The following is a 24,439-nucleotide window of genomic DNA, read 5'->3' as shown; positions in this document are numbered from 1 at the left end:
ACATCAGAATAATCCGAATCTTCCGCGCGGCACGGGCCACGGCAGCGACCGCGCTTCGCGCGCGGCCGATCCGTGAGCAATCGTATCAGGTCAACGACGTATCGACGAGGCGTCGCGGCGCCTCCAGATATTCCTTCGACTGCATCTCGACGATGCGCGACACCGTCCGACTGAATTCGTTGGCCATAGGCCCTTCGACGTAAAGCGCCTCGGGCGGGACTGCCGCGGACATCAGCAGCTTTACCTTGTGATCATAGAAGACGTCGATGAGCCAGGTGAAGCGGCGCGCCTCGGACGCCATGCGCGGCGTCATCTGCGGCACGTCCGAGAGGATCACGGTATGAAAGCGCGTGGCGAGCTCGAGGTAGTCGTTCTGCGAGCGCGGCCCGCCGCACAGCGTGGCGAAATCGAACCAGACGACGCCATCGGCGCGCCGCAACGCCTTGAGCTCGCGCTTTTCGATATGCAGCAGCGGGCTCTCGTCGGGCACCGCGGCCAACTGCGAGAACGCACTGCGCAGCGCCCGGTCGGCCTCGGCGCCGAGCGGCGTATGGTAGACGGCGACCTGGGCCAGCGTACGGCGCCGATAGTCGACGCCGGCGTCCACGTTGACGATATCGAGCTGAGCCTGGATCAATTCGATCGCGGGTAGCACGCGGTCGCGGTGCAGCCCATCGGGATAAAGCGTGCCGGGCTCGTAATTGGACGTCATCACGAACTGCACGCCGTTCTCGAAAAGCTTCGAGAGCAACCGATGCAGAATCATCGCGTCGGCAATGTCGGAAACGTGAAACTCGTCGAAGCATATCAGCCGGTAGCGCTTGGCCACGCGGCGCGCGAGTTCGTCGAGCGGATCCGCCTGCCCCTTCAGCTCCTCGAGCTGCCGATGAACCTCGCGCATGAACTCGTGAAAGTGCAGGCGCGTTTTGCGCTGCACCGGCACGACGGCATAAAAGCTATCCATGAGGAAGCTCTTGCCACGGCCCACGCCGCCCCACATGTAGACGCCGCGCGGCAAGTCGGGATGCACGAGCAGCTTGCGCCACGTGTTCGAGCGGCGTGCCTTGTAGGCGACCCATTCGCCATAGCAGCGCTGGAGACGGTCCACCGCCTGAAGCTGCGCATCGTCGGCCTGATAGCCTCGCGTACGCAGCTCGTGTTCGTAATATTCGATGACGTTCATCGTGAGACACAAAAAACGAAGGCGAACGGGTTTCGCCCGCCCGCCTTCGTCGCGGTGCGCCAGCTTCAGGGCGCACGATCTGGGCGGCTCGGCCGCCGCGGCGCCGTTACTTGTTGAGCGACCGCTTGTCGACGGCGAGCGCCGCCTCGCGCATCACTTCCGAGAGCGACGGATGCGGATGGCTGATGCGACCGATATCCTCGGAGGCAGCTTTGAACTCCATCGCGACCACGGCTTCGGCGATCAGATCCGAAGCATTCGCGGAGATGATGTGCACGCCGAGAAGCTCATCGGTCTTCGCATCGGCAATCATTTTCACGAAGCCTTCCGGCTTGGCCACGCCGAGTGCGCGGCCGTTGATCGAGAACGGGAACTGGCCCGTCTTGATCTCGCGGCCCTCGGCCTTCAACTGCTGCTCGGTCTTGCCCACCCAGGCGATCTCGGGTTCCGTGTAAATGACCCAGGGGATGCAGTTGTAGTCGATATGCGGCTTCTGGCCGTCGATGATCTCGGCCACTAGCACGCCTTCGTCTTCGGCCTTGTGCGCAAGCATCGGCCCGCGCACGACGTCGCCGATCGCGTAGATATTCGGCACAGCCGTGCGGCAGTGGTCGTCCACGTCGATGAAACCGCGCTCGTTCGCCTTCAGGCCGACGGCTTCGAGGCCGAGATTGTCGGTGTTCGGCACGCGGCCGACCGAGACGATCAGGCGATCCGCTTCGAGCGTCTGCGCGTTGCCGTCCTTATCGGTATAGGCGATCGTGACGCCCTTGCCGGTCGCTTTCACGTCGCCGATCTTCACGCCGAGGTGAATGTCGAGCCCTTGCTTCTTGAAGAGCTTGGCCGCTTCCTTGGCGAGCGCTTCGTCGGCGGCGCCGAGGAACTGCGGCAGCGCTTCGAGCACGGTCACTTGCGCGCCAAGGCGGCGCCATACCGAGCCGAGTTCGAGGCCGATCACGCCGGCACCGATCACGGCCAGCTTCTTCGGCACGGCGTCGAACGAAAGCGCGCCTTCGTTATCGGCGACGATCTTGTTGTCGACCGGCACGTTCGGCAGATGGCGTGCCTTCGAGCCCGTGGCGATGATGACGTTCCTGGCCGTGACGACTTCGGTATCGCCCTCGCCGCTCACTTCGATCTGCACGCCGCCGTCGTTCCTGCCGACAAATTTACCGTGCCCCTTGAGCCAGGTGATCTTGTTCTTCTTGAAGAGGAACTCGATGCCGCTCGTCATCTTTTCGACGATGCCGTCCTTGCGCGCGAGCATCTTGCCGATGTCGATCTTCACGCCGGCCACGTCGATACCATGCTCGGCGAGGTGATGCGAAGCATTCTCGAACTCTTCCGACGAGGCAAGCAGCGCCTTCGACGGAATGCAGCCGACATTCAGGCAGGTGCCGCCGAGCTTCAGCGCGCCGGCCGGGTTCTTCCACTTTTCGATACAGGCGACGCTCTTGCCGAGCTGCGCGGCACGGATCGCGGCGATATAGCCGCCAGGGCCCGCGCCGATCACGACGACGTCAAATTCTTGAGACATGACAATCCTTTCGATGACGCGACGATGCGCGGCGCTTCGCCATGCATCGCCGCCATTCAAACCAGGCGGTAGCGCACGTGTTGCGTGCGCTCACAGGCGTTACAGATCGAGCAGCAGGCGCGCGGGATCCTCGAGCGCATCCTTCATCGCCACGAGCGAAAGGACGGCTTCGCGCCCGTCGATGATCCGGTGGTCGTACGACAGCGCGAGGTAGTTCATCGGGCGGATGACGATCTGGCCGTTTTCGACGACGGCACGCTCCTTCGTGGCGTGCACGCCGAGAATGGCCGACTGCGGCGGGTTGATGATCGGCGTGGAGAGCATCGAGCCGAACACACCACCGTTCGAAATCGAGAACGTGCCGCCCGTCATTTCCTCGATCGAGAGCTTGCCGTCCTTCGCCTTCTGGCCGAACTCCGCGATCTTCTTCTCGATGTCGGCAAGGCTCATCTGATCGGCATTGCGCAGGATCGGCACCACGAGGCCGCGCGGCGATCCGACAGCGATACCGATGTCGAAGTAGCCGTGATAGACGATGTCGTTACCGTCGATCGACGCGTTCACGAGGGGGAACTTCTTGAGCGCGTGCACGGCAGCCTTGACGAAGAACGACATGAAGCCGAGCTTCACGCCGTGCTCCTTCTCGAACTTGTCCTTGTACTTGTTGCGCAGCTCCATGACGGGCGCCATGTTCACTTCGTTGAACGTCGTGAGAATGGCGTTCGTCTGCTGCGACTCGAGCAGACGCTCGGCGATCCGCGCGCGCAGGCGCGACATCGGCACGCGCTGCTCGGGGCGGTTGTTGAGCCACGTGTCGGCCGAGGCCGGCGCCTTCACGTCGGGCAGCGAGGGCTTCGCCGGGCGTGCGGCGGGTGCGGCAGCCGGTGCCTTCGCGGCGGGCGCCGGTGTGCCGGCAGCCAGAACATCGCCCTTCGTGATGCGGCCGTCCCGGCCCGTGCCCGGCACCTGCTCGGCGCTCAGGTTCTTCTCGGCCATGAGCTTGCCTGCCGCGGGGGACGCAGCGGCACCCGCGGTGGCCGTCGCAGCAGCCGGCGCGGCAGCAGCCGGTGCGGCAGCGGTAGCGGCAGGCGCGGCGGCAGCGGCCGCAGCCGGCGCGGCGCCAGCCTTCGCTTCCGTATCGATCTTCGCGAGCAGTTGCTCCGATTCGACGGTCTCGCCGTCGCCGACGATCACTTCCGCCAGCACGCCCGCCGCGGGCGCCGGCACTTCGAGCACGACCTTGTCGGTTTCGATCTCGACGAGCACTTCGTCACGCGCGACGGCTTCGCCGGCCTTCTTCTTCCATTGCAGCATCGTGCCTTCCGAGACCGACTCGGAAAACTGGGGAACCTTGACTTCAACAATAGCCATTTGATTTTCCTGAACTCTATCTGGTGTGGAGCGCGAACCGAGGTCCGTATTGCCTGACGCTTCTTGCTCCGCGTGCCCGGCAAACGACGCGGGAAAGCGCTGCTGCGCTTTCCCGGTTCGCTGTCATGTCGTTATTTCGCGATCGATGCGCTCTTGAGACGGCCAAACGCGCCTTCCACGAGCGCCTTTTGCTGCTCGTAGTGCTTCGCGTAGTAGCCCACCGCAGGCGAGGCCGAAGCCGGGCGGCCGCTGTACGCGAGCTTCTGCCCTTCCTTCATGCCTTCCTTCAGATGGTGCTCGATGTAGAACCACGGGCCTTGGTTTTGCGGCTCGTCCTGCACCCACACCACTTCCGTCGCGTGATCGTACTTCTTGATTTCCGCTTCGAACTGCTTGTGCGCAAACGGATAAAGCTGCTCGATACGCACGATCGCGACGTCGTTCGCCTTCGCTTCGCGGCGATGGGCGACGAGGTCGTAGTAGACGCGGCCCGAGCAGACCACTACACGCTTCACCTTCTTCGCCTCGATGCTCGAATCGACTTCGCCGATCACGGGCTGGAACGCGCCGCTCGCGAGTTCGGACAGATCCGACACGGCTTCCTTGTGGCGCAGCAGCGACTTCGGCGTGAAGATGATGAGCGGCTTGCGGAACAGGCGGATCATCTGGCGACGCAACAGATGGAAGATCTGCGCGGGCGTGGTGGGCTGCGCGACCTGCATGTTGTGCTCGGCGCACAGTTGCAGATAGCGCTCCATACGCGCCGACGAGTGCTCGGGACCCTGGCCTTCGTAGCCATGCGGCAGGAGCATCGTCAGGCCAGAGACACGGCCCCACTTCACTTCGCCCGACGAGATGAACTGATCGATCACGACTTGCGCGCCGTTGGCGAAGTCGCCGAACTGCGCTTCCCATGCCACGAGCGTGTTCGGCTCGGCCGTGGAGTAGCCGTATTCGAAGCCGAGTACAGCTTCTTCGGACAGCACCGAGTCGATCACCGTGAACTTCGCCTGACCGTCCGCCACGTTTTGCAGCGGAATGTAGGTGCCGTCGTTCCAGCGCTCGCGGTTCTGGTCGTGCAGCACCGCGTGACGATGGGTGAACGTGCCGCGGCCCGAATCCTGGCCAGTCAAACGCACGGCATAGCCCGATGCGACGAGCGAGGCGTAACCGAGATGCTCGCCCATGCCCCAATCGAGCGGGGCATCGCCGCGCGCCATCGCGCGGCGGTCGTTGACGACGCGCTCGACGAGCGGGTGCAGCTTGAAGTTTTCGGGGATCGTCGTGATGCGCTCGCCAAGGCGCTTCAGTTCCGCGAGCGGCACGGCCGTGTCGGCCGCATCGGTCCACTTGCGGTTCAGGAACGGCACCCAGTCCACCGCGTACTTGCTCTTGTAGTTCGAGAGAACGGGATCGACGGTGTGATGGCCTGCGTCCATCGCCTGGCGGTAGGCCTTGACGAAGCCGTCGGCGTCATCGGCCCCGATCACGCCCTGCTGGACGAGCTTTTCGGCGTAGAGCGCGCGCGTGCCCGGATGCTGGGCGATCTTCTTGTACATCAGCGGCTGCGTGACCGCCGGCGTGTCCTGCTCGTTGTGGCCGAGCTTCCGGAAGCAGACGATGTCGATCACGACATCCTTGTGGAATTGCATCCGGAAGTCGATCGCGAGCTGCGTGGCGAGCACGACCGCTTCGGGATCGTCGCCGTTCACGTGCAGCACGGGCGCCTCGATCATCTTGACGACGTCCGAGCAGTAAAGCGTCGAACGCGCGTCGCGCGGGTCGGACGTCGTGAAGCCGATCTGGTTGTTGATGACGATGTGCAGCGTGCCGTGCGTGCCGTAGCCGCGCGTTTGCGCGAGGTTCAGCGTTTCCATCACGACGCCCTGGCCCGCGAAGGCCGCGTCGCCATGGATCTGCACCGGCAGCACCTGTGCGCCGGCGGCGTCGCCGCGGCGGTCCATGCGCGCCTTCGCCGAACCTTCGACAACGGGATTGACGATTTCGAGGTGCGACGGGTTGAACGCCAGCGACAGGTGCACGGGGCCGCCTTCGGTCGCGACATCGGACGAGAAGCCCTTGTGGTACTTGACGTCACCTGCGGGCAGATCGTCGACGTGCTTGCCTTCGAACTCCGCGAACAGATCCGACGGCATCTTGCCGAGCGTGTTCACGAGCACGTTCAGACGGCCACGGTGGGCCATGCCGATCACGATTTCCTGCACGCCGTTCGCGCCGGCGTGGCGCACTACTTCGTCCATCGAGGCGATGAAGCTTTCGCCGCCCTCGAGCGAAAAGCGCTTCTGGCCCACATAGCGCGTATGCAGATAGCGCTCGAGGCCTTCGCCGGCCGTCAGCCGGTTGAGAATGTGCTTCTTTTTCTCAGCCGAGAAATTCGGGGTCGCGCGAATCGACTCCAGGCGCTCCTGCCACCAGCGCTTTTGCTCGGGATCGCTGATGTACATGAACTCGGCGCCGATCGTGCCGCAGTACGTGTCGCGCAGCGCCTTGACGATCTCGCGCAGCGACGCTTGCTCGAAGCCGAAATAGAGGTTGCCGGCGCTGAAGGTCTGGTCGAGGTCCGCTTCCGTGAAATCGTAGAACGCGGGTTCGAGTTCGGGAATGGCGGGACGCTCGCGACGCTTCAGCGGATCGAGATTGGCCCATTGCGAGCCCATGAAGCGATAGGCGCTGATAAGCGACTGGACGTGGACTTGCTTGCGCGCAGTCGAGAGGTTCTCCCCGGCTTCGCGCGGGATGAAAGCGTTGGCTTTCGCGCGCTGAGCGAACGACTCGACGATCGGGCCATGGGCCACGTCGTTGGCGGTCGTGCCATCCGAGGCCGGAACGTTTTGCAGCGCGTCGAAATACTCGCGCCAGTTCTCGGGGACAGACGCCGGATTGTCCAGATATTGCTCGTACAGCTCTTCAACGTACGGAGCATTGCCGCCGAACAGGTACGAGTTCAGCTGGAATTGCTTCATCATGTTTACGCTCACCTTTCTTCGAGTTTCTCGAGAAATAGCGGGTTACTCAACCTTCCGCGACACGGCCTGACCGTTTAGCGGATTGCGCGAATCAAGTCTTGCTTGGAAGGACCTAAAACTAGCAACGCGCAGCATAGCACATAACCGATATTCGAGATTGGTCGGGGCGCGCGGGGACGCGGGTAAACGAGGCATTCCGGCTACAAAAAAGCAAAGCCAAAAGCAAAGCCGCCCTTTCGGGCGGCTTTGCGAAAGCCTGCGAATGGCCGAGGGCCTGCGCGCCAAAACGGTGCACGCAGCGGTGCACGCGCCCGCTCAGTCGAGCGCGGCTTCGCGGCTCGCGCGGCGGCGCTCATGCTCCTTCAGATGGCGCTTGCGCAGACGGATCGATTGCGGGGTCACTTCGACCAGTTCGTCGTCGTCGATGAATTCCACCGCGTACTCGAGCGAAAGCTGGATCGGCGGCACGAGCCGCACCGCTTCGTCGGTACCCGACGCGCGGACGTTCGTGAGCTGCTTGCCCTTGATCGGATTGACGACGAGATCGTTGTCGCGGCTGTGAATGCCGATGATCATGCCCTCGTAGAGCGCGTCGCCCGGCTTCACGAACATGCGGCCGCGATCCTGGAGCTTCCACAGCGCGTAGGCCACCGCCGCACCGTCGTCCTGCGAAATCAGCACACCGTTGCGGCGCTCGCCAAGCGTGCCTTCCTTGATCGGGGCGTACTCGTCGAAAACGTGGCTCATGAGCCCCGTGCCGCGCGTAAGCGTCATGAATTCGCCCTGGAAACCGATCAGGCCGCGCGCCGGAATACGGTACTCGAGCCGTGTACGGCCGCGCCCGTCGGACGCCATGTCGAGCAGTTCGCCCTTGCGACGCCCCAGCTCCTCCATCACGCCGCCCTGGTGGCCGTCTTCCACATCCACGGTCAGAAGCTCGTACGGCTCCTGCTTGACGCCGTCGACCTCGTGCAGCACCACGCGCGGGCGCGACACCGCGAGTTCGTACCCTTCCCGGCGCATGTTTTCGATCAGGATCGTGAGGTGCAGCTCGCCGCGGCCCGAGACTTCGAACACGGTTTCGTCGCCCGTGTCGCGCACGCGCAACGCCACGTTGTGGTTGAGTTCGCGCATCAGGCGATCGCGGATTTGCCGGCTCGTGACGAATTTGCCCTCCTTACCCGCGAGCGGCGACGAGTTCACGAGGAAGTTCATCGTGAGGGTGGGTTCGTCGACGGTGATCATCGGCAGCGCCTCCGGGGCCTCGGGCGCGCAGATCGTCGCGCCGATGCCGATGTCCTCGATGCCGTTGATGAGCACGATGTCGCCCGCCTGGGCCTCGTCCACCTGCACGCGGTCGAGCCCCTCGAACGAGAGCACCTGGTTGATCTTGCGGTTCTGCACCTCGCCCTCGGGGCCGAAGCGCAAAGCGACCTGCTGGCCGGGGCGGATGCGGCCGCGCGTGATGCGGCCCACACCGATACGGCCGACGTAGGTCGAGTAGTCGAGCGACGTGATCTGCAATTGCAGCGGCGCGTCCGGATCGGCCGGCCGCACGGGGACGTGCTCGAGAATGGCCTCGAACAGCGGGCGCATGTCGCCCTCGCGCGCGCTCGGATCGAGCGACGCGTAGCCGTTCAGGCCCGAAGCATAGACGATCGGGAAATCGAGTTGGTCTTCGGACGCCCCGAGCTTGTCGAAAAGGTCGAACGTTTGATTGATGACCCAGTCGATGCGCGCGCCCGGCCGGTCGATCTTGTTGACGACGACGATCGGCTTCAGGCCGAGCGCGAGCGCCTTTTTCGTCACGAAGCGCGTTTGCGGCATCGGGCCCTCGACTGCGTCGACGAGCAGCAGCACCGAATCCACCATCGACAGCACGCGCTCCACCTCGCCGCCGAAGTCCGCGTGCCCCGGCGTATCGACGATATTGATGTGCGTGCCCTCGTATTCGACGGCGCAGTTCTTCGCAAGGATCGTGATACCGCGCTCTCGCTCGATGTCGTTCGAATCCATCACGCGCTCCGCGATCTGCTGGTTGTCCCGGAACGTGCCCGACTGACGAAGCAGCTGATCGACGAGCGTGGTCTTGCCATGGTCGACGTGGGCAATGATGGCGATGTTGCGAAGGGCGCGTGTCATAAGAGGTCTGAACGGTTGCGTGCGCACGCGCGCGAAGCCGCTGGCGGCAGGCGAAGAACGCACTTTGGAGAACTCGAAATTGTAGCACGCCGGCGTGAAACCTCGGCATACGACACGCCGGCGCAATGCAGCAATGCCGATCGCGCCACCGGGCACGCGGCTCGCAAGCGCTCAGGGAGCGCGCCCCGAGGGAGGCCGCAAGTAAATACTTGCATAGTCATGTTTCCGACACTAGAATGCTGCCTAGTCAATTATTGCAGTTTCAGGAAAGACCATGGCTGAACCGACTGACGGGCTTCCACCCGAGGTGCGCGACTTTCCGCTCGACGAAGCCGTGGGCTACCTGCTCGCCCGCGCCAAATCGGGCCTGTCCAATCTCGTGAGCCAGCGCACCATGAGCGAGCTCGGCATTACAAGCACGCAGGGCAGCATGCTGTTCATGATCGGTTCGGGCCGATGCCCGCTCGCCGCCGACCTGGCGCGGCACTACGGCATCGACGCGAGCGCGGTCACGCGCCTCGTCGATCGGCTCGAGAAACGCAAGCTGCTCTCGCGCGTGCGCAGCAGCGAGGATCGCCGGGCCGTGCGCCTCGAGCTGACGGCCGATGGCTACGCGCTTGCCGCGCGCATGCCGGAGATCTTCGGCGGCGTGACCGAGAAGGCGCTGGCCGGCTTCACACCCGAGGAAATCGGCTTTCTGAAAAGCATGTTGAGGCGCATGCTGGCCAATACCTGCGAGGCTGCCGCCGGCGGAAGCTGATTCCGCGCCACCGCCCAAAGCGTCCTCCCCGTATTCGAGCCGCGCGCCCCGCCGCTGCGGTGCCGGTAAGTCGTTTTGGGTATCGAACACCGAAAAAAAAGTTGCAATGTCCATCATCACATTCGAGTCGAAAGGCCGCGCAATGACATCACGTTCCGTTCCGTCCCGCCTGCGCGCCCCGCGGGCCGCCGCCGCCGCGATCGCCGCCCTCGTGCTCGCGGGCTGCGTCAATTACGCCGGCATCAAGAGCGAGAAGACGCCCGCGAGCGCGACGAGCTTCGACACCGCGCAAAGCCTGCCCGCCCAAGGCGGACAATGGCCGTCGCTCGACTGGGCCGGGCGGTTCGGCGACCCGCAGTTGCCAAAGCTCATCGACGAAGCGCTTGCAGGCAATCCGACGATCGCGCAGGCCCAGGCGCGCCTCGCCAAAGCACAGTCCTACATCGAAAGCTCGCGCTCGGAACTCATGCCGAAGGTCAATGGCAGCTACTCGGTCACGCGCGAACGCTTCACGGAAAACACGATCTATCCGGCTCCGTACGGCGGCAGCTGGTTCACCGAACATACGGCGCTCGCCAGCGCGTCGTGGGATCTCGATCTGTGGGGCAAGAACCGGTCCCGCCTCGCCGCAGCCGTCTCACAGGAAAAGGCTGCGCAAGCCGACATCCAGCAGGCACGCATCACGCTTGCCGCATCGGTCGCGCGGACTTACAACCAGCTCGCGCAGCTCTACGCACAGCGCGACATCGCCGCGCGCGAAATCGCCAATCGTCAGGAGGTGGGTTCGATCACGAACGGGCGGGTGAAGGCCGGTCTCGATACGAGCGTCGAGAAACAGACGGCGCTTGGCAACATCGCGTCGAGCCAAACCACGCTCTCCGATCTCGATGGTCAGATCACGACCGTGCGTTACCAGCTCGCCGCCCTGCTCGGCAAGGGGCCCGATGCGGGCCTGCAAATCGCGCAGCCCGCGCTCTCGGCCGGCGGCGCGCTCGCGCTGCCCGACAATCTGCCGGCGGACCTTCTCGCGCGCCGCCCCGATCTCGTCGCCGCGCGCTGGCAGATCGAAGCCGCGCTGCACGACGTAAAGGAAGCGAAGGCTGAGTTCTTCCCGGACATCAACCTGGCCGCGGCGGCCGGACTCGACGCCTTCGGCTTCAGCCGCTTCCTGAAAGCAAGCAGCAGACAATTGCAGGTTTCGCCGGCCATTCATCTGCCGATTTTCGATGCGGGTGCGCTGCGAGCGCAATTGAAGGGCCGCTACGCCGACTTCGAACTCGACGTCGCGAGCTACAACCAGACGTTGATCGACGCGCTGTCGGACGTCGCCACGCAAGTCGCCTCGATCCGCGCCGTCGATCGGCAAATGGGCGATGCGCAGCGCGCGCTCGATGCCTCGACCGAGGCTTACCGGCTCGCCGTGATCCGCTACAAGGCCGGACTCTCGCCGCAGTTGCAGGTGCTGACGGCCGACATCAACCGGCTTACGGCCGAGCAGACGGTGACGAACCTGAGGATGCGCCGGCGCGATATGCAGTTCGCGCTGATCAAGGCACTCGGCGGCGGCTTCCAGGCCGAGGCAAGCGGCGTGGGCCTGCCGTCCGATGCGGCGCAGGCACGGCCGGCAGCGGCAGGCACGTCGGGCTGAGTACCGCGGCCAAGCCGCAAAACACCGTCCAACCCGAGCACTGGACGGCCGACATTCGAACAATAGGGATTAGAAACCCCAGGAGTATTTCAATGAGCGACACCCAGAAACCCGCCGCGACGTCGCAGTCGCCGGCGAACGGCAAACGCAAGCGGCTGATGACGCTGCTCGCTCTCGTGATCCTCGTGGCAGCGATCGCGTACGGGCTCTACTATTTCCTCGTCGCCCGCTTCCACGAGGAAACCGACGACGCCTACGTCAACGGCAACGTTGTGCAGATCACGCCGCAGGTCACGGGCACGGTCATCGCCGTCAATGCCGACGATACGCAAACCGTCAAGGCCGGCGATCCGCTCGTCGTCCTCGATGGCGCCGATGCGCGCGTGGCGCTGCAGCAGGCCGAAGCGAATCTCGCGCAGACGGTGCGCCAGGTGCGCGGGATCTTCGTCAACAACGATCAGTATCAGGCCCAGATCGCCCAGCGCGAGGCCGACCTCTCTCGCGCGCAGGACGATTTGAAGCGCCGCCTTGCCGTCGCGCAAACGGGTGCCGTCTCGCAGGAAGAGATCTCGCATGCGCGTGACGCCGTCAAGGCCGCCCAGGCCGCGCTCGACGCCGCCCAGCAACAGCTCGCCTCGAACCGCGCACTGACCACGAACACGACGATTGCCGATCATCCGAACGTGCTCGCGGCCGCCGCGCGCGTGCGCGACGCGTACTTGAACAATGCGCGCAACACGCTGCCCGCGCCCGTGACCGGCTACGTCGCCAAACGCGCGGTCCAGGTCGGCCAGCGCGTGTCGCCCGGGGCGCCGCTGATGGCCATCGTCCCGCTGAACGCGGTCTGGGTCGATGCCAACTTCAAGGAAGTCCAGCTCAAGCATATGCGCATCGGCCAGCCAGTGACGTTGACGGCGGACGTTTATGGCTCTTCCGTCGTCTATCGCGGCAAGGTCGTGGGCTTTTCGGCTGGCACCGGTTCCGCCTTCTCGCTGCTGCCGGCCCAGAACGCCACCGGCAATTGGATCAAGGTCGTGCAGCGGCTGCCGGTGCGCATCGAACTCGATGCCGACCAGTTGCGCGCTCATCCGCTGCGCATCGGCCTCTCGATGCAAGTCGATGTCGACATCAAGGACGACAGCGGCAGCCAGCTCGGCAACGCGCGCAACACGGTCTATCAGACGAACGTCTTCGACAAGTACGGCGACGAGGCCGATGCCGAGATCGCGCGCATCATCGCGGCCAATGCCGGCTCCGGTGCCACGACGCCCGTGGCGCAAAAACCGGCCGCTCAGCGCAACGCACGCGGAGCCAAGATGGCGAGCGGCGCGGCGCGCCTGATGTAAGCGCGCGGCTCAATCACTCTCCGAGGGCATCTCCATCATGGCTTCCCCCCAAGCAGCGCCGCCTCATCCGCCGCTCACGGGCGCCCGGCTCGTGATCGGCACCATTGCCGTGTCGCTCGCCGTGTTCATGAACGTGCTCGACACGTCGATCGCCAACGTGTCGATCCCGACCATTTCGGGCGATCTCGGCGTCTCGTCCGATCAAGGCACCTGGGTCATCACGTCGTTCGCAGTCGCCAACGCCATCTCGGTGCCGCTCACCGGCTGGCTCACCGACCGCATCGGGCAGGTCCGTCTCTTTCTCGCCTCGATCATTCTGTTCGTGATCTCGTCGTGGATGTGCGGCCTTTCGCCGACGCTGCCGTTCCTGCTCCTCTCGCGCGTCATCCAGGGTGCCGTCGCAGGCCCGATGATTCCGCTCTCGCAAACGCTGCTGCTGGCGAGCTATCCGCGTGCGAGGGCGCCCGCCGCACTCGCGATGTGGTCGATGACGACTCTGATCGCGCCGGTTGCCGGGCCGATTCTCGGCGGGTGGATCTCCGACAACATCTCGTGGCCGTGGATCTTCTACGTCAACATCCCGGTGGGTGTGGCCGCCGCCCTCGCCACGTACGCGATCTTCCGCGAGCGCGACTCCGTCATCAAGAAGGCGCCCATCGACACCGTGGGCCTCTCGCTGCTCGTGATCTGGGTGGGCTCGTTGCAGGTGATGCTCGACAAGGGCAAGGACCTCGACTGGTTCTCGTCGACGACGATCGTCGCACTGGCGCTCGTCGCCGCGATCGGCTTCGCGTTCTTCGTGATCTGGGAGCTGACGGCCGAGCACCCGGTGGTCGACCTCTCGCTTTTCAGAAAGCGCAACTTCACGGGCGGCACCGTCGCGCTCTCGATCGGCTACGGACTCTATTTCGGCAACCTCGTGCTGCTGCCGCTCTGGCTGCAAACGGATCTCGGCTATACGGCCACGGACGCGGGGCTCGTGATGGCGCCTGTCGGCGTTTTCGCGATTCTGCTGTCGCCCGTGACGGGCAAATTCCTGCCGCGCACCGATCCGCGCAAGATCGCGACGGCCGCGTTCCTCGTGTTCGCGCTGTGCTTCTGGATGCGCTCGCGCTATACGACGGGCGTGGATACGTGGTCGCTCGCGCTACCCACGCTCGTGCAGGGCATCGGCATGGCCGGCTTTTTCATTCCGCTCGTGTCGATCACGCTGTCGGGGCTGCCGGGCAACCGGATCGCGGCCGCGTCGGGCCTCTCAAACTTCGTGCGGATCATGTGCGGCGGGATCGGCACCTCGATCTTCACGACGGCCTGGGACCACAGGACGATCTTTCACCATGCCCAGTTGACCGAGCGCGCCAGTGCGTTCGATCCGACCTTCAACCAGTCGCTTGCCCAAATGGGCGCGACGACGGGGCTCGACATGTCGCAGCGTTACGGCCTCTTCGACAGGCTCGTCAGCCAGCAAGCCGCGCAGCTCGGCGTCAACGACCTGTTCTACTTGTCGTCGTTGGTGTTCGTCGTGCTCATTGCGCTGATCTGGATCACCCGGCCCGAGCGCGCGGGCGGCGGCGATTCGAGCGCGGCGGCATCCGCCGCGCATTGACCCCGATGCGAACCGCGCACGAGCCGTGCCACGCGGCGGCCAAACAAAAGCCCGGCAATGCCAATGCCGGGCTTTTGTCTTTGCACGGGCAACGCTGCCAGCTCAGGGCCGCATGACGACGAGCCGCTCCGGCGCGAGTACGCCGCCCACCACACGTGCCACGCCGAGCAGCGCACCGTCCGCGTCGCGATAGACGCGCACGCGCGCACCCTCGCCCGCACCGCGCACGCCTTCCTCGTTGCCCGCGGCGGTCGATGCGAGCTCGGCCACGCGCAGGCGCTGGCCCTGCTGGAAGCGGCGCGCGGCCTCCTCGGCAAGACGCACGGGCGCGAACGTACTCAGCAGTGCATCGACGGGCTGCAACATGGCATCGCGCGCCGGTGCTTCCATCCCCGACAAAGCGTCGAGCGTCACGGCATGCTCGAGTGTCAGCGCGCCCACGCCGGTGCGGCGCAGTGCAACGAGGTGCGCCCCGCACCCGAGCGCCGCGCCGATGTCCTCGGCGAGCGTACGCACGTAGGTGCCCTTGCTGCATTTCACGCGAAACGTGACGTCGGGCAGCGCGCAGGCGAGCAACTCGAGCGAATGGATCGTGACCACGCGCCCCTCGCGTTCGACCGTCTGACCGGCGCGCGCGTACTCGTAAAGCGGCTTGCCGTCGCGCTTGAGCGCCGAATACATCGGCGGCACCTGCACGATCTGACCACGCAGTCCCGCCATCGCGCTGTCGAGCGCGGCGGGATCGACGCGCACCTCACGCGTCTCGAGCACCTCGCCCTCGGCATCGCCTGTCGTCGTGCGCACGCCGAGCCGCATCGTCGCCTCGTAGGTCTTGTCGGCCTCGAGCAGGTCCTGGGAAAACTTCGTCGCCTCGCCGAAGCACAGCGGCAAAAGGCCCGATGCCAGCGGATCGAGCGTGCCCGTATGCCCGGCTTTCTTCGCCAGATAGAGGCGCTTCGCGCACATAAGGGCGTCATTGCTGGAAAGCCCCACGGGCTTATCCAGCAGCAGCACGCCATCGAGGTCGCGACGCGGCACGCGCGGGCGCTGCGGCGCGCTCATCGCAAGGCTCCGGATACTTGCTCCGGCCCCGCTGGTCCAGCTGCCCGGACTGCGGCATCCATGCGAACGTTGAAACGGAAACGCATCGAATCAATCGTCCTTCGCACGGCTCGCGTTCGCCTCGTCGATGAGACGCGACATTTCCACAGCCCGCTCGATCGTCTTGTCGTAGTGGAAATGCAGCGTGGGCACCGTATGGATGTGCAGCCGCTTGAAAAGCAGATTGTGCAGATGGCCTGCCGCATGATTGAGTGCGGCTTGCGTCGCACCGGCATCGCCCGTGAGCGTCGTGAAGTAGACCTTCGCGTGCGCATAATCGGGCGTGAGCTCGACGCTCTGAATCGTGACGAGCCCGATGCGCGGGTCTTTGACCTCGCGCATGATCAGTTCGGACAGATCGCGCTGGATCTGATCGGCGATCTGCACGTTGCGATTGGGGGAACTACGTTTCTTCGACATGGCGAATTCCTGATGCAATGGTTGCGCCGCTGGCGCCCGTTACCGCTCGGGCACGCACGAAACGGCCGCCATAAAAGCAACGGGCGGGACAAGGCATCGCGCCCGCCCCGCCCGGTTTGCCGCGGCGACGCTTAGAGCGTGCGCGCGACTTCCGTGACTTCGAACACTTCGAACTGATCGCCTTCGACGATATCGTTGAAGTTCTTGATCGACATACCGCACTCGAAGCCCTGCTTCACTTCCTTGACGTCGTCCTTGAAGCGCTTGAGCGAATCGAGCTCGCCGGTGTGAATGACCACGTTGTTGCGCAGCACGCGCACCGACGAGGAGCGCTTGACGACACCGTCCGTGACCATACACCCCGCCACCGCGCCGATCTTCGGCACGCGGAAGACCTGACGCACCTCGACCATGCCCGTGATGACCTCGCGCTTCTCCGGTGCGAGCATGCCCGACATCGCCGCCTTCACTTCATCCACAGCATCGTAAATGATGTTGTAGTAGCGGATGTCGACATCGTTCGTTTCCGCAAGCTTGCGGGCCTGCGCGTCGGCACGCGTGTTGAAGCCGATGATGACCGCCTTCGATGCCGTCGCCAGATTGACGTCGGACTCGCTGATGCCACCCACCGCGCCGTGCACGATCTGCACGCGCACTTCGTCGGTCGACAGCTTTTGCAGCGCCTGCACGAGTGCTTCCTGCGAGCCCTGCACGTCGGCCTTGACGATGAGCGGCAGGTTCTTGACCTCGCCCTCGCCCATCTGCTCGAGCATGCTTTCGAGCTTCGCGGCCTGCTGCTTCGCAAGCTTGACGTCGCGGAACTTGCCCTGACGGAACAGCGCGATTTCGCGCGCCTTGCGCTCGTCTTGCAGGACCATCACTTCCTCGCCTGCCGCCGGCACTTCCGACAAGCCCTGAATCTCGACCGGAATCGACGGACCGGCCGACTTCGTGGCCTTGCCCGTCTCGTCCAGCATGGCGCGCACACGGCCATACGCGCTGCCCGCGAGCACGACGTCGCCGCGCGAGAGCGTACCCGACTGCACGAGCACCGTTGCGACCGGACCCTTGCCCTTGTCGAGCTTCGCTTCGATCACGAGACCCTTCGCCGGCGCTTCCACCGGCGCTGTCAATTCGAGCACTTCCGCCTGGAGCAACACGTTCTCGAGCAGGTCGTCGATGCCCGCACCCGTCTTCGCCGAAACCGGCACGAACGGCGAATCGCCGCCGTATTCTTCCGGCACGACGCCTTCCGCGACGAGCTCCTGCTTGACGCGCTCGGGGTTCGCCTCCGGCTTGTCGATCTTGTTGATCGCAACGACGATCGGCACGCCGCCCGCTTTCGCGTGCGCGATGGCTTCCTTCGTTTGCGGCATCACGCCGTCGTCGGCCGCCACGACCAGAATGACGATGTCAGTGGCCTTCGCACCACGGGCACGCATCGCAGTAAAGGCCTCGTGACCCGGCGTGTCGAGGAACGTGATGACGCCGCGCGGCGTTTCGACGTGATAGGCGCCGATGTGCTGCGTAATGCCGCCCGCTTCGCCGGCCGCCACTTTCGCGCGGCGGATGTAGTCGAGCAGCGAGGTCTTGCCGTGGTCGACGTGGCCCATGACCGTGACGACGGGCGGACGCGGCAGCAGCTCCGCATCGGTTGCCTCGCCCTCTACGAGCAGCGCTTCCGGATCGTCGAGCTTGGCCGCGACCGCGCGATGCCCCAGTTCCTCGACGATGATCATCGCCGTTTCCTGGTCGAGCATCTGGTTGATCGTGACCATCTGGCCGAGCTTCATCATGACCTTGATGACCTCGGACGCCTTCACCGACATCTTGTGAGCCAGATCGGCCACCGTGATCGTCTCGGGCACGTGCACTTCGCGCACGATCGGCTCGGTCGGCGCCTGGAACGACGTCGAGCTGTCCTGGTGCTTGCCGCGCCCCTTCGGGCCGCCGCGCCAGCCGCGGTCCACGCCGCCGCTCGAATCGCCGCGGGTCTTGATGCCGCGGCGCTTGGCTGCGTCGTCCTGCCAGCCGCCCTTGCCGCCCGGCTTCTTCTTGTCGCCTGCGGGTGCCTGCGATGGAGCCTGCGTCGTGGCCGGCGCCGCGGTCGTCTTGCGCGCAGCGGGGCGCGCGGCCTCGCCAGCCGGACGAGCGGGCTTGTGCAGCGTACCCTTCGCTTCGGCCGTCTTCGCCGGCTCGGCGGGTTTCGGCGCGGGCGCCGGTTCGGGCGCCTTCACCTGTGCCCGGCGCGGCGTGTTCATCATCTCGCGAATCGCGCGCGCTTCCGCCTCCGCCGCCTCACGGCGCTTGCGGATGTCTTCCTGCTCGGCGCGCGCCTTCTCGGCCGCGGCGCGTGCCGCGTCCTCGGCCTTCTTCGCGGCTTCGCGCTGCGCCGCACGCTCGGCGGCTGCACGCTCGTCGTCGCTCGCGTCGCGCTCGGCCTGCTCACGGGCCGCGGCCTCGGCATGCTTCTTCGCCGCCTCTTCCTCGGCGCGGCGGCGCTCGGCCTCGGCCGCCTGCTCGCGCGCCTGGCGCTCGGCTTCCTCGCGCTCGAGGCGCTCCTGACGCTCCTTGAGCTCCTGCGCCTGCTTCGCGAGCAGTTCGGCCTCGCGGCGGGCCTCTTCCTCGCGACGCTGCAGTTCGGCACTTTCCGCGGTCACGTCGACCGTGGCCTCGGCGGCGGCCTGCGCAGCCGCATCGGATGCTCCCGCCTCGCCCGGTTCGTCGCGTTTCACGAACACACGCTTCTTGCGCACTTCGACCTGAATGGTGCGAGCCTTGCCCGTGGCGTCGGATTGCTTGATCTCCGACGTGTGCCGGCGGGTCAGCGTGATCTTGCGCTTGTCCGCGTCGGCCGAGCCGTGCGACTTGCGCAAGTGGTCGAGCAGACGCGCCTTGTCCGTTTCGGACAGGGCGTCGTCCTCACTCGCTTTCTGTACACCTGCTGCCTGAAGCTGCTCGAGCAGCACCCCAGCTGGCATTTTCAGTTCCGCGGCAAATTGGGCTACGTTGTTACTCGCCATTCATTCCTCTTAGTGCAAGGACCGATTCCTTGCGGTTAGCATCGGGTCATGCGGCCGCCATCCAGCCGGTGCGCCCCCGAGAGGGCGGCGCCCCCCTCGGGGGGCGGCAAACGATCCGCGGGAAGCGGAATCGCCGATGGGGCTGCGGTCATTTCAGTGCGCCATGGTCGTTCACTCACTGGAACCAGTGTTCACGTGCTTTCATGATCAACGCTTTCGCGGCTTCCTCTTCCATCGCGGTCATTTCGACCAATTCATCGACGGCCAACTCGGCAAGATCGTCGCGCGTCTGAATCTGATGCGCGGCCAGTTTGGCGAGCAGGTCGGTATCCACGCCCTCGAGGCTCTTCAGATCGAGCGCGGCGCTTTCGACTTTCTCCTCGTTCGCGATCGCCATCGTCAAGAGCGCGTCGCGGGAGCGATTGCGCAGCTCGTGCACGGTGTCTTCGTCGAACGCCTCGATTTCGAGCATCTCGTTGAGCGGCACATAGGCGATCTCTTCGAGGCTCGTGAAGCCTTCATCGATCAGGATGTCGGCAACTTCCTCGTCAACATCGAGACGCGCCATGAAGAGGTCGCGCAATACACCGCGCTCCTGGTTCTGCTTCTGGGCGGACTCGTCCGGCGTCATGATGTTGATTTGCCAGCCCGTCAGCTCGCTGGCAAGGCGCACGTTCTGGCCGTTGCGGCCGATCGCGACCGCAAGCTCGTTCTCGTCGACGACGACGTCCATCGAGTGCTTTTCCTCATCGACGACGATCGACTGGACGGCAGCCGGCGCGAGCGCGCCGATCACGAACTGGGCGGGATCTTCCGACCATAGCACGATGTCGACGTTCTCGCCACCGAGCTCGTTGCGCACCGCCTGCACACGCGAGCCGCGAATGCCCACGCAGGTGCCGATCGGATCGATGCGCTTGTCGTAGGCGACCACGCCGATCTTCGCGCGCACGCCCGGATCGCGAGCGGCAGCCTTGATTTCGAGCAGGCCCTGCTCGATTTCCGGCACTTCCATCTCGAAGAGCTTCATCAGGAACTCGGGCGCCGTGCGCGAGAGCTCGATCTGCGGCCCGCGGGCCGTGCGATCGACCTTCGCGATATACGCGCGCACCCGATCGCCCACCCGCAGGTTTTCCTTCGGAATCAGCTGATCGCGGCGCAGGAGCGCTTCCACGCGCCCCGATTCGACGATGAAGTTGCCCTTGTCGAGCCGCTTCACCGTACCGGTCATGATCTTCTCGCCACGCTCGAGGAAGTCGTTCAGGATCTGTTCGCGCTCGGCGTCGCGCACCTTCTGCAGGATGACCTGCTTGGCAGCCTGCGCACCGATGCGTCCGAACTCGATCGACGGAATCGGCTCTTCGATGTATTCGCCCAATTCGATTTCGGGCTGCTGCTCGCGTGCCTCGAAAAGCAGAATTTCCTGATCCGGCTCCTGCAGCCCCGCCTCGTCCGGCACCACGCGCCAGCGGCGATAGGTTTCATGCTCGCCCGACTCGCGGTCGATGTGTACGCGAATATCCACGTCTTCTTCGAAGAGCTTCTTGGTGGCTGAAGCAAGAGCGGCCTCGAGCGCAGCGAACACGACATCCTTGTTGACGTTCTTTTCGCGCGCCAGCGCATCCACCAGCATCAGTACTTCGCGACTCATTATTTGCGGCTCCTAAAGTCAACGTGCGGGACGAGGCGTGCGCGGTCCATGTCCGCAAGCGTGAAATCGAGCATCGCCGCGCCTTCCTTCCCTTCAAATTCCAAACCGATCGTTTCGCCGTTCGGCGCGTGGAGAATGCCCCGGTACGTCTTGCGCCCGTCCAACGGCTTTTTCAATGTCACGACCGCCTCGCTGCCCGCAAAGCGCGCGAAATCAGCCAATTTCTTCAGCGGACGGTCGAGCCCCGGCGACGATACCTCGAGCCGTTCGTAGTCGATATTTTCAACCGTCAGTACGTGCTGGAGCTGACGCGTGACCTTTTCGCAATCCTCGATCGCGATGCCGGCCGGCTGATCGATATAGACGCAGAGCATGCCGCGCCCGGTGCGCTCGAGATCGACCAGTTCGTAGCCCATGCCCGAGACCGTGGTTTCTATCAGTTCCGTCAGTTGCACTGTGCCCTCTAAGGTGTTCGCGCGCGCCAACACCCCGCCCAACACCCACGAGGCCGCGCGCCTTGCCGGCGCACGGAAAAGATGCGTGCTACCCGAGATGACGAACCGTTACCGCCAAAAAAAAATGGGCTCACGCCCATCTTCTTGCCGGTGGTCGCACCTGAGCCGCACAGATAAAAAACCGCACGCCCAGCGACTCCGAGAGTTTAGCATTTTCGAGCGCGTCTTGCAAAGCGCAACGGCGCGCGCAGCCGGCCTCGGAAGGCACAACCACGGCTACCGCGCCTGAAAACGACGCCCGGGCGGTCAGGGCCGCCCGCCGCCTTTGGCCGTTACCGGCCGCGCGGCCGGTTGCGCGAGGGCGGACGCTGTGCGTTGCCGCCGCCAGCCCGCTTGCCCTCGCCAAAGGCGCGCTTGCCACCGCCCGCCGGCGGCGCGGCGCGGTTGCCGTCGACGTCGCGCGGACGCCCACCGCCCTTCTTGCCGCGGCCAGCGTTGCCGCCGCCGACGTTCCCGGCATTGCCGGCATTGCCACGGTTACCGTAGCCGCCTGCGCCGTCGCCGAAACCGCCCATCGCGCCGCCGAAGCCGCCCGCGGCGCCACGACGGCCACCTCCCCGCCCCGATTGCTCGAACCGGCCGTGCGCCGTCAGCACGGGCTCACGATTGATGAAGCCCATCGAAGTCTGCATCGGGTCCGGCTGGCGCCGCTCGGGCGTGGAACGGCGCCCACCCTTGTCCTCGGTCGGAAGCTTGAGGCCCACGGCCGCCATGAGGCTGCGCACCTGGTTGTCCTCGAGTTCCTCCCAGCGGCCGCGGCGCAGCCCACGCGGCAGCGAAATCGAGCCGTGGCGCGTACGGATGAGCCGGCTCACCATCAGGCCGACTGCCTCGAACATGCGGCGCACCTCTCGATTGCGCCCCTCGGCAAGCGCGACGTGATACCAGTGGTTCGTTCCTTCGCCGCCGCCGTCGCGAATACGCAGGAAGGCGGCGGGGCCGTCATCGAGCTCGACGCCCTGCAAAAGCTTCTGGCGCGAACTCTCGCTGAGTTCGCCGACGACGCGCACGGCGTACTCGCGCTCGACGCTGTAGCGCGGATGCATGAAGCGGTTCGCCAAATCGCCCGACGTGGTCAGCAGAAGCAGGCCCTCGGTATTGAAGTCGAGGCGGCCGACCGCGAGCCATTTCGCGGTTTTCATCGGCGGGAGTTTGTCGAAGACCGAGGGACGCCCTTCGGGATCGGCGTGGCTGACGATCTCGCCAGCCGGCTTGTGGTAGAGCAGCACGCGCGGCGGCTTGGACTGCACGCGGCGCTTCACCGGCTTGCCGTTGATGCGCACCTGATCGGTCGGCATGATGCGCTGCCCGATGTGCGCGGGCTCGCCGTTCACCGACACGCGGCCGGCCACGATGAGCTCTTCCATCTCGCGGCGCGAGCCCATGCCGGCTTCGGCCAGCACTTTATGCAGCTTCGGCGCATCGTCGTCCGGCGACAGCACGCGCTTTTGCGGCGCTTGCCGGCCGCGGCGCAGCATCGGCGCACGCACACCGCCCGTGGAGCCGTTGTCGGCATCGAATGCCGGCGAGGTCACGTAAGCGAACAGATCTTCCTCCGCCGCCGGCTGCTCGCGCTTTTCGCTGCCCGGTGCACGCTCGCGCCCGCGTCCGCCCTGCTTGCGCGCGCCCTCGGCTTTGCGGGGCCCCTTTTTCGGTGGGCGCGGCGCGGCAGCGGCAGCGGCCTCGCCCTCACCCTCGCTCGACGGCGGCTCTTCCCCGTCGGGCTGGGAGGCCGGTACAGCTCCCGGTTCGCCCTTCGTCTTGGCAGCCGCCCGACGCCGGGCGATCAGGCTTCGCGGGCCGCGGCGCAGACCGCGCCGCGGACGCTCGTCGCCGCCATCCGCCGCCGCGGGCGATGCGTCGCCATCGCCGCCGGGCCGCACATCGTCCGCGCGCTGCGCCCGCTCGGGGCCCGCCGCCTCGACTGCATGGCCGGCCGCGGACAAATCGGTGTCATGGGTATTCGTCAAAACAACCTCGAAATGTCAGGAAGCTCGCGCCCGGCTCGGGCGCGGCAAAAATTCGGTTATCTCAGGCACGCCGGGACGCGGGCAGATCGCCCGGAAATTCGTCCTCGGCCACATCATCGGGAGCACCGCTCTCGAGCGGATTCCGTGGCTCGACGGCGTGCAGGTCGTGCGCAAAAGGCACGGTGCCGGCGTCGTGTTCGGATTGGGTCGCACCAGGCGCCTGCGGCACCTCGTTGTCGGCACCGGCATCCGCACCGGTGCCTTGCAGCGGTTCGGCAACGTTTGCCTCGGATTGCGAGCCGGCTCCGTCGGGCGCGGTGGCAGCCGCCACCTCCCCGGGCCCGGCCAAGCCGCCGCCAGCTCCAGCCCGCACGCCGTCCACGGGTGCCTGCACCTCGCTTCCGCATAAATCGTGCTCGGCGCCGGACGCTGCAACATGGCCATCTCGCTCGGGCTGCGTGCCCGCCTCCTGCGGCGCAGGTTCGCCCCCGTCGCCGGCTTGGCCGTCACTCCCGGCATGGTTCGGATCGACCGACGCATCGGCCTGCACCTCTTCCGGGAATTCGATCGCGTGCTGCGCGAGCGGGCTTCCTTCCAGCTGAGCAGCCGGATCTTCGAGCGGCGGCAGCTCGTCGAGCGCCTTCAGCCCCAGGTCGTCGAGAAACTGCTTGGTCGTCGCATAAAGCGCCGGTCGCCCGGGCACGTCGCGATGACCGATCACCTCGATCCAGTTACGATCCTCGAGCTGCTTGATCACTTGCGTATTGACGGTCACACCGCGTATTTCCTCGATGTCGCCGCGCGTGACCGGCTGCCGATACGCGATGATGGCGAGCGTCTCCAGTACCGCACGCGAGTACTTGGGCGGCTTTTCGGGATGCAGGCGATCGAGATAAGTCCGCATCGCGGGCTTGCTTTGGAACCGCCATCCCGATGCGAGCGCAACGAGCTCGACGCCGCGACCGGACCACTCGCTCCGCAAATCCTCAAGTAACGCACGGACTGTGTCCGCCGACACGCCGTCGGCGAAAAGCTTGCGCAAGTCACCGACTTTCAGCGGTTCCTGCGCGCAGATCAAAGCAGTCTCGAGGACGATCTTCGCCTCTTGGGTATTCATGCAGCTAGGCCAGACCCTGTGTGGTCAAACGAACCGGATCAAACAGACGAATATGGAACTGA

Annotated in this window: 16 protein-coding genes; 4 read left to right on the top strand and 12 right to left on the bottom strand. The window is 65.3% G+C overall.

Annotation, left to right across the window (positions count from 1 at the left end; genetic code table 11):
* Nucleotides 1-85 precede the first annotated feature (85 nt).
* The 5 genes from zapE to typA form a co-directional block, all read right to left on the bottom strand.
* Nucleotides 86-1,183 (bottom strand): cell division protein ZapE, encoded by a 1,098-nt coding sequence (zapE, locus tag U0034_RS18275; protein WP_085229527.1) that lies wholly within the window; start codon nt 1,181-1,183, stop codon nt 86-88.
* 106 nt (nt 1,184-1,289) lie between these two features.
* Nucleotides 1,290-2,720 (bottom strand): dihydrolipoyl dehydrogenase, encoded by a 1,431-nt coding sequence (gene lpdA, locus U0034_RS18270; protein WP_085229526.1) that lies wholly within the window; start codon nt 2,718-2,720, stop codon nt 1,290-1,292.
* A 99-nt stretch (nt 2,721-2,819) separates the two neighbouring features.
* Entirely contained in the window at nt 2,820-4,091 is a 1,272-nt protein-coding gene (gene odhB / locus U0034_RS18265; RefSeq protein WP_085229525.1) for a 2-oxoglutarate dehydrogenase complex dihydrolipoyllysine-residue succinyltransferase, read from the bottom strand.
* A 131-nt stretch (nt 4,092-4,222) separates the two neighbouring features.
* Nucleotides 4,223-7,078, bottom strand: coding sequence for a 2-oxoglutarate dehydrogenase E1 component (locus tag U0034_RS18260; protein ID WP_085229524.1), 2,856 nt, complete (start codon nt 7,076-7,078; stop codon nt 4,223-4,225).
* 315 nt (nt 7,079-7,393) lie between these two features.
* A complete protein-coding gene (gene typA / locus U0034_RS18255; protein WP_085229602.1) occupies nt 7,394-9,220 on the bottom strand; it encodes a translational GTPase TypA in 1,827 nt (608 codons plus the stop codon).
* A gap of 274 nt (nt 9,221-9,494) precedes the next feature.
* Between typA and U0034_RS18250 the strand changes: the two genes are divergently transcribed.
* The 4 genes from U0034_RS18250 to U0034_RS18235 all read left to right on the top strand — a co-directional run bounded on the left by U0034_RS18250 (nt 9,495) and on the right by U0034_RS18235 (nt 14,580).
* Entirely contained in the window at nt 9,495-9,980 is a 486-nt protein-coding gene (locus tag U0034_RS18250) for a MarR family winged helix-turn-helix transcriptional regulator (protein WP_085229523.1), read from the top strand.
* A 142-nt stretch (nt 9,981-10,122) separates the two neighbouring features.
* Nucleotides 10,123-11,628 carry an efflux transporter outer membrane subunit gene (locus U0034_RS18245; RefSeq protein WP_233211976.1) on the top strand — a complete coding sequence of 502 codons (1,506 nt, stop codon included), beginning with the start codon at nt 10,123-10,125 and terminating at the stop codon, nt 11,626-11,628.
* 92 nt (nt 11,629-11,720) lie between these two features.
* Complete coding sequence (locus tag U0034_RS18240) at nt 11,721-12,974, top strand: EmrA/EmrK family multidrug efflux transporter periplasmic adaptor subunit (protein ID WP_085229521.1); 1,254 nt, start codon at nt 11,721-11,723, stop codon at nt 12,972-12,974.
* Nucleotides 12,975-13,011: 37 nt separating this feature from the next.
* A complete protein-coding gene (locus U0034_RS18235) occupies nt 13,012-14,580 on the top strand; it encodes a DHA2 family efflux MFS transporter permease subunit (protein ID WP_085229520.1) in 1,569 nt (522 codons plus the stop codon).
* A gap of 102 nt (nt 14,581-14,682) precedes the next feature.
* Here U0034_RS18235 and truB read toward each other — a convergent pair whose 3' ends face one another.
* From truB to scpB, 7 genes are all read right to left on the bottom strand, one after another.
* Nucleotides 14,683-15,642, bottom strand: a complete 960-nt coding sequence (truB, locus tag U0034_RS18230; RefSeq protein WP_085229519.1) for a tRNA pseudouridine(55) synthase TruB — start codon at nt 15,640-15,642, stop codon at nt 14,683-14,685.
* Between the two features lie 90 nt (nt 15,643-15,732).
* The gene (rbfA, locus tag U0034_RS18225; protein WP_085229518.1) at nt 15,733-16,101 is read right to left on the bottom strand and encodes a 30S ribosome-binding factor RbfA; all 369 of its coding nucleotides are present in this window, start codon (nt 16,099-16,101) and stop codon (nt 15,733-15,735) included.
* A gap of 131 nt (nt 16,102-16,232) precedes the next feature.
* Complete coding sequence (infB, locus tag U0034_RS18220; RefSeq protein ID WP_085229517.1) at nt 16,233-19,124, bottom strand: translation initiation factor IF-2; 2,892 nt, start codon at nt 19,122-19,124, stop codon at nt 16,233-16,235.
* A gap of 175 nt (nt 19,125-19,299) precedes the next feature.
* Complete coding sequence (gene nusA / locus U0034_RS18215) at nt 19,300-20,775, bottom strand: transcription termination factor NusA (protein WP_085229516.1); 1,476 nt, start codon at nt 20,773-20,775, stop codon at nt 19,300-19,302.
* Nucleotides 20,775-21,230, bottom strand: coding sequence for a ribosome maturation factor RimP (gene rimP, locus U0034_RS18210; protein ID WP_085229601.1), 456 nt, complete (start codon nt 21,228-21,230; stop codon nt 20,775-20,777). Before rimP ends, nusA begins: the two co-directional genes overlap by 1 nt.
* 332 nt (nt 21,231-21,562) lie before the next feature.
* Entirely contained in the window at nt 21,563-23,260 is a 1,698-nt protein-coding gene (gene rluB / locus U0034_RS18205; RefSeq protein WP_085229515.1) for a 23S rRNA pseudouridine(2605) synthase RluB, read from the bottom strand.
* A gap of 61 nt (nt 23,261-23,321) precedes the next feature.
* Nucleotides 23,322-24,377, bottom strand: coding sequence for an SMC-Scp complex subunit ScpB (gene scpB, locus U0034_RS18200; RefSeq protein ID WP_085229514.1), 1,056 nt, complete (start codon nt 24,375-24,377; stop codon nt 23,322-23,324).
* Nucleotides 24,378-24,439: the final 62 nt, after the last annotated feature.

The organism is Trinickia caryophylli (genome assembly GCF_034424545.1).
Lineage (GTDB): Bacteria > Pseudomonadota > Gammaproteobacteria > Burkholderiales > Burkholderiaceae > Trinickia > Trinickia caryophylli.
Note: the sequence above shows the minus strand (reverse complement) of the source record. Positions and strands in the feature narration are given on the sequence as shown.

Excerpts from the sequence above, each read along its gene's own strand:
- zapE (WP_085229527.1), bottom strand. The coding sequence starts at position 1,183 with ATGAACGTCATCGAATATTACGAACACGAGCTGCGTACGCGAGGCTAT.
- lpdA (WP_085229526.1), bottom strand. The coding sequence starts at position 2,720 with ATGTCTCAAGAATTTGACGTCGTCGTGATCGGCGCGGGCCCTGGCGGC.
- odhB (WP_085229525.1), bottom strand. The coding sequence starts at position 4,091 with ATGGCTATTGTTGAAGTCAAGGTTCCCCAGTTTTCCGAGTCGGTCTCG.
- U0034_RS18260 (WP_085229524.1), bottom strand. The coding sequence starts at position 7,078 with ATGATGAAGCAATTCCAGCTGAACTCGTACCTGTTCGGCGGCAATGCT.
- typA (WP_085229602.1), bottom strand. The coding sequence starts at position 9,220 with ATGACACGCGCCCTTCGCAACATCGCCATCATTGCCCACGTCGACCAT.
- U0034_RS18250 (WP_085229523.1), top strand. The coding sequence starts at position 9,495 with ATGGCTGAACCGACTGACGGGCTTCCACCCGAGGTGCGCGACTTTCCG.
- U0034_RS18245 (WP_233211976.1), top strand. The coding sequence starts at position 10,123 with ATGACATCACGTTCCGTTCCGTCCCGCCTGCGCGCCCCGCGGGCCGCC.
- U0034_RS18240 (WP_085229521.1), top strand. The coding sequence starts at position 11,721 with ATGAGCGACACCCAGAAACCCGCCGCGACGTCGCAGTCGCCGGCGAAC.
- U0034_RS18235 (WP_085229520.1), top strand. The coding sequence starts at position 13,012 with ATGGCTTCCCCCCAAGCAGCGCCGCCTCATCCGCCGCTCACGGGCGCC.
- truB (WP_085229519.1), bottom strand. The coding sequence starts at position 15,642 with ATGAGCGCGCCGCAGCGCCCGCGCGTGCCGCGTCGCGACCTCGATGGC.
- rbfA (WP_085229518.1), bottom strand. The coding sequence starts at position 16,101 with ATGTCGAAGAAACGTAGTTCCCCCAATCGCAACGTGCAGATCGCCGAT.
- infB (WP_085229517.1), bottom strand. The coding sequence starts at position 19,124 with ATGGCGAGTAACAACGTAGCCCAATTTGCCGCGGAACTGAAAATGCCA.
- nusA (WP_085229516.1), bottom strand. The coding sequence starts at position 20,775 with ATGAGTCGCGAAGTACTGATGCTGGTGGATGCGCTGGCGCGCGAAAAG.
- scpB (WP_085229514.1), bottom strand. The coding sequence starts at position 24,377 with ATGAATACCCAAGAGGCGAAGATCGTCCTCGAGACTGCTTTGATCTGC.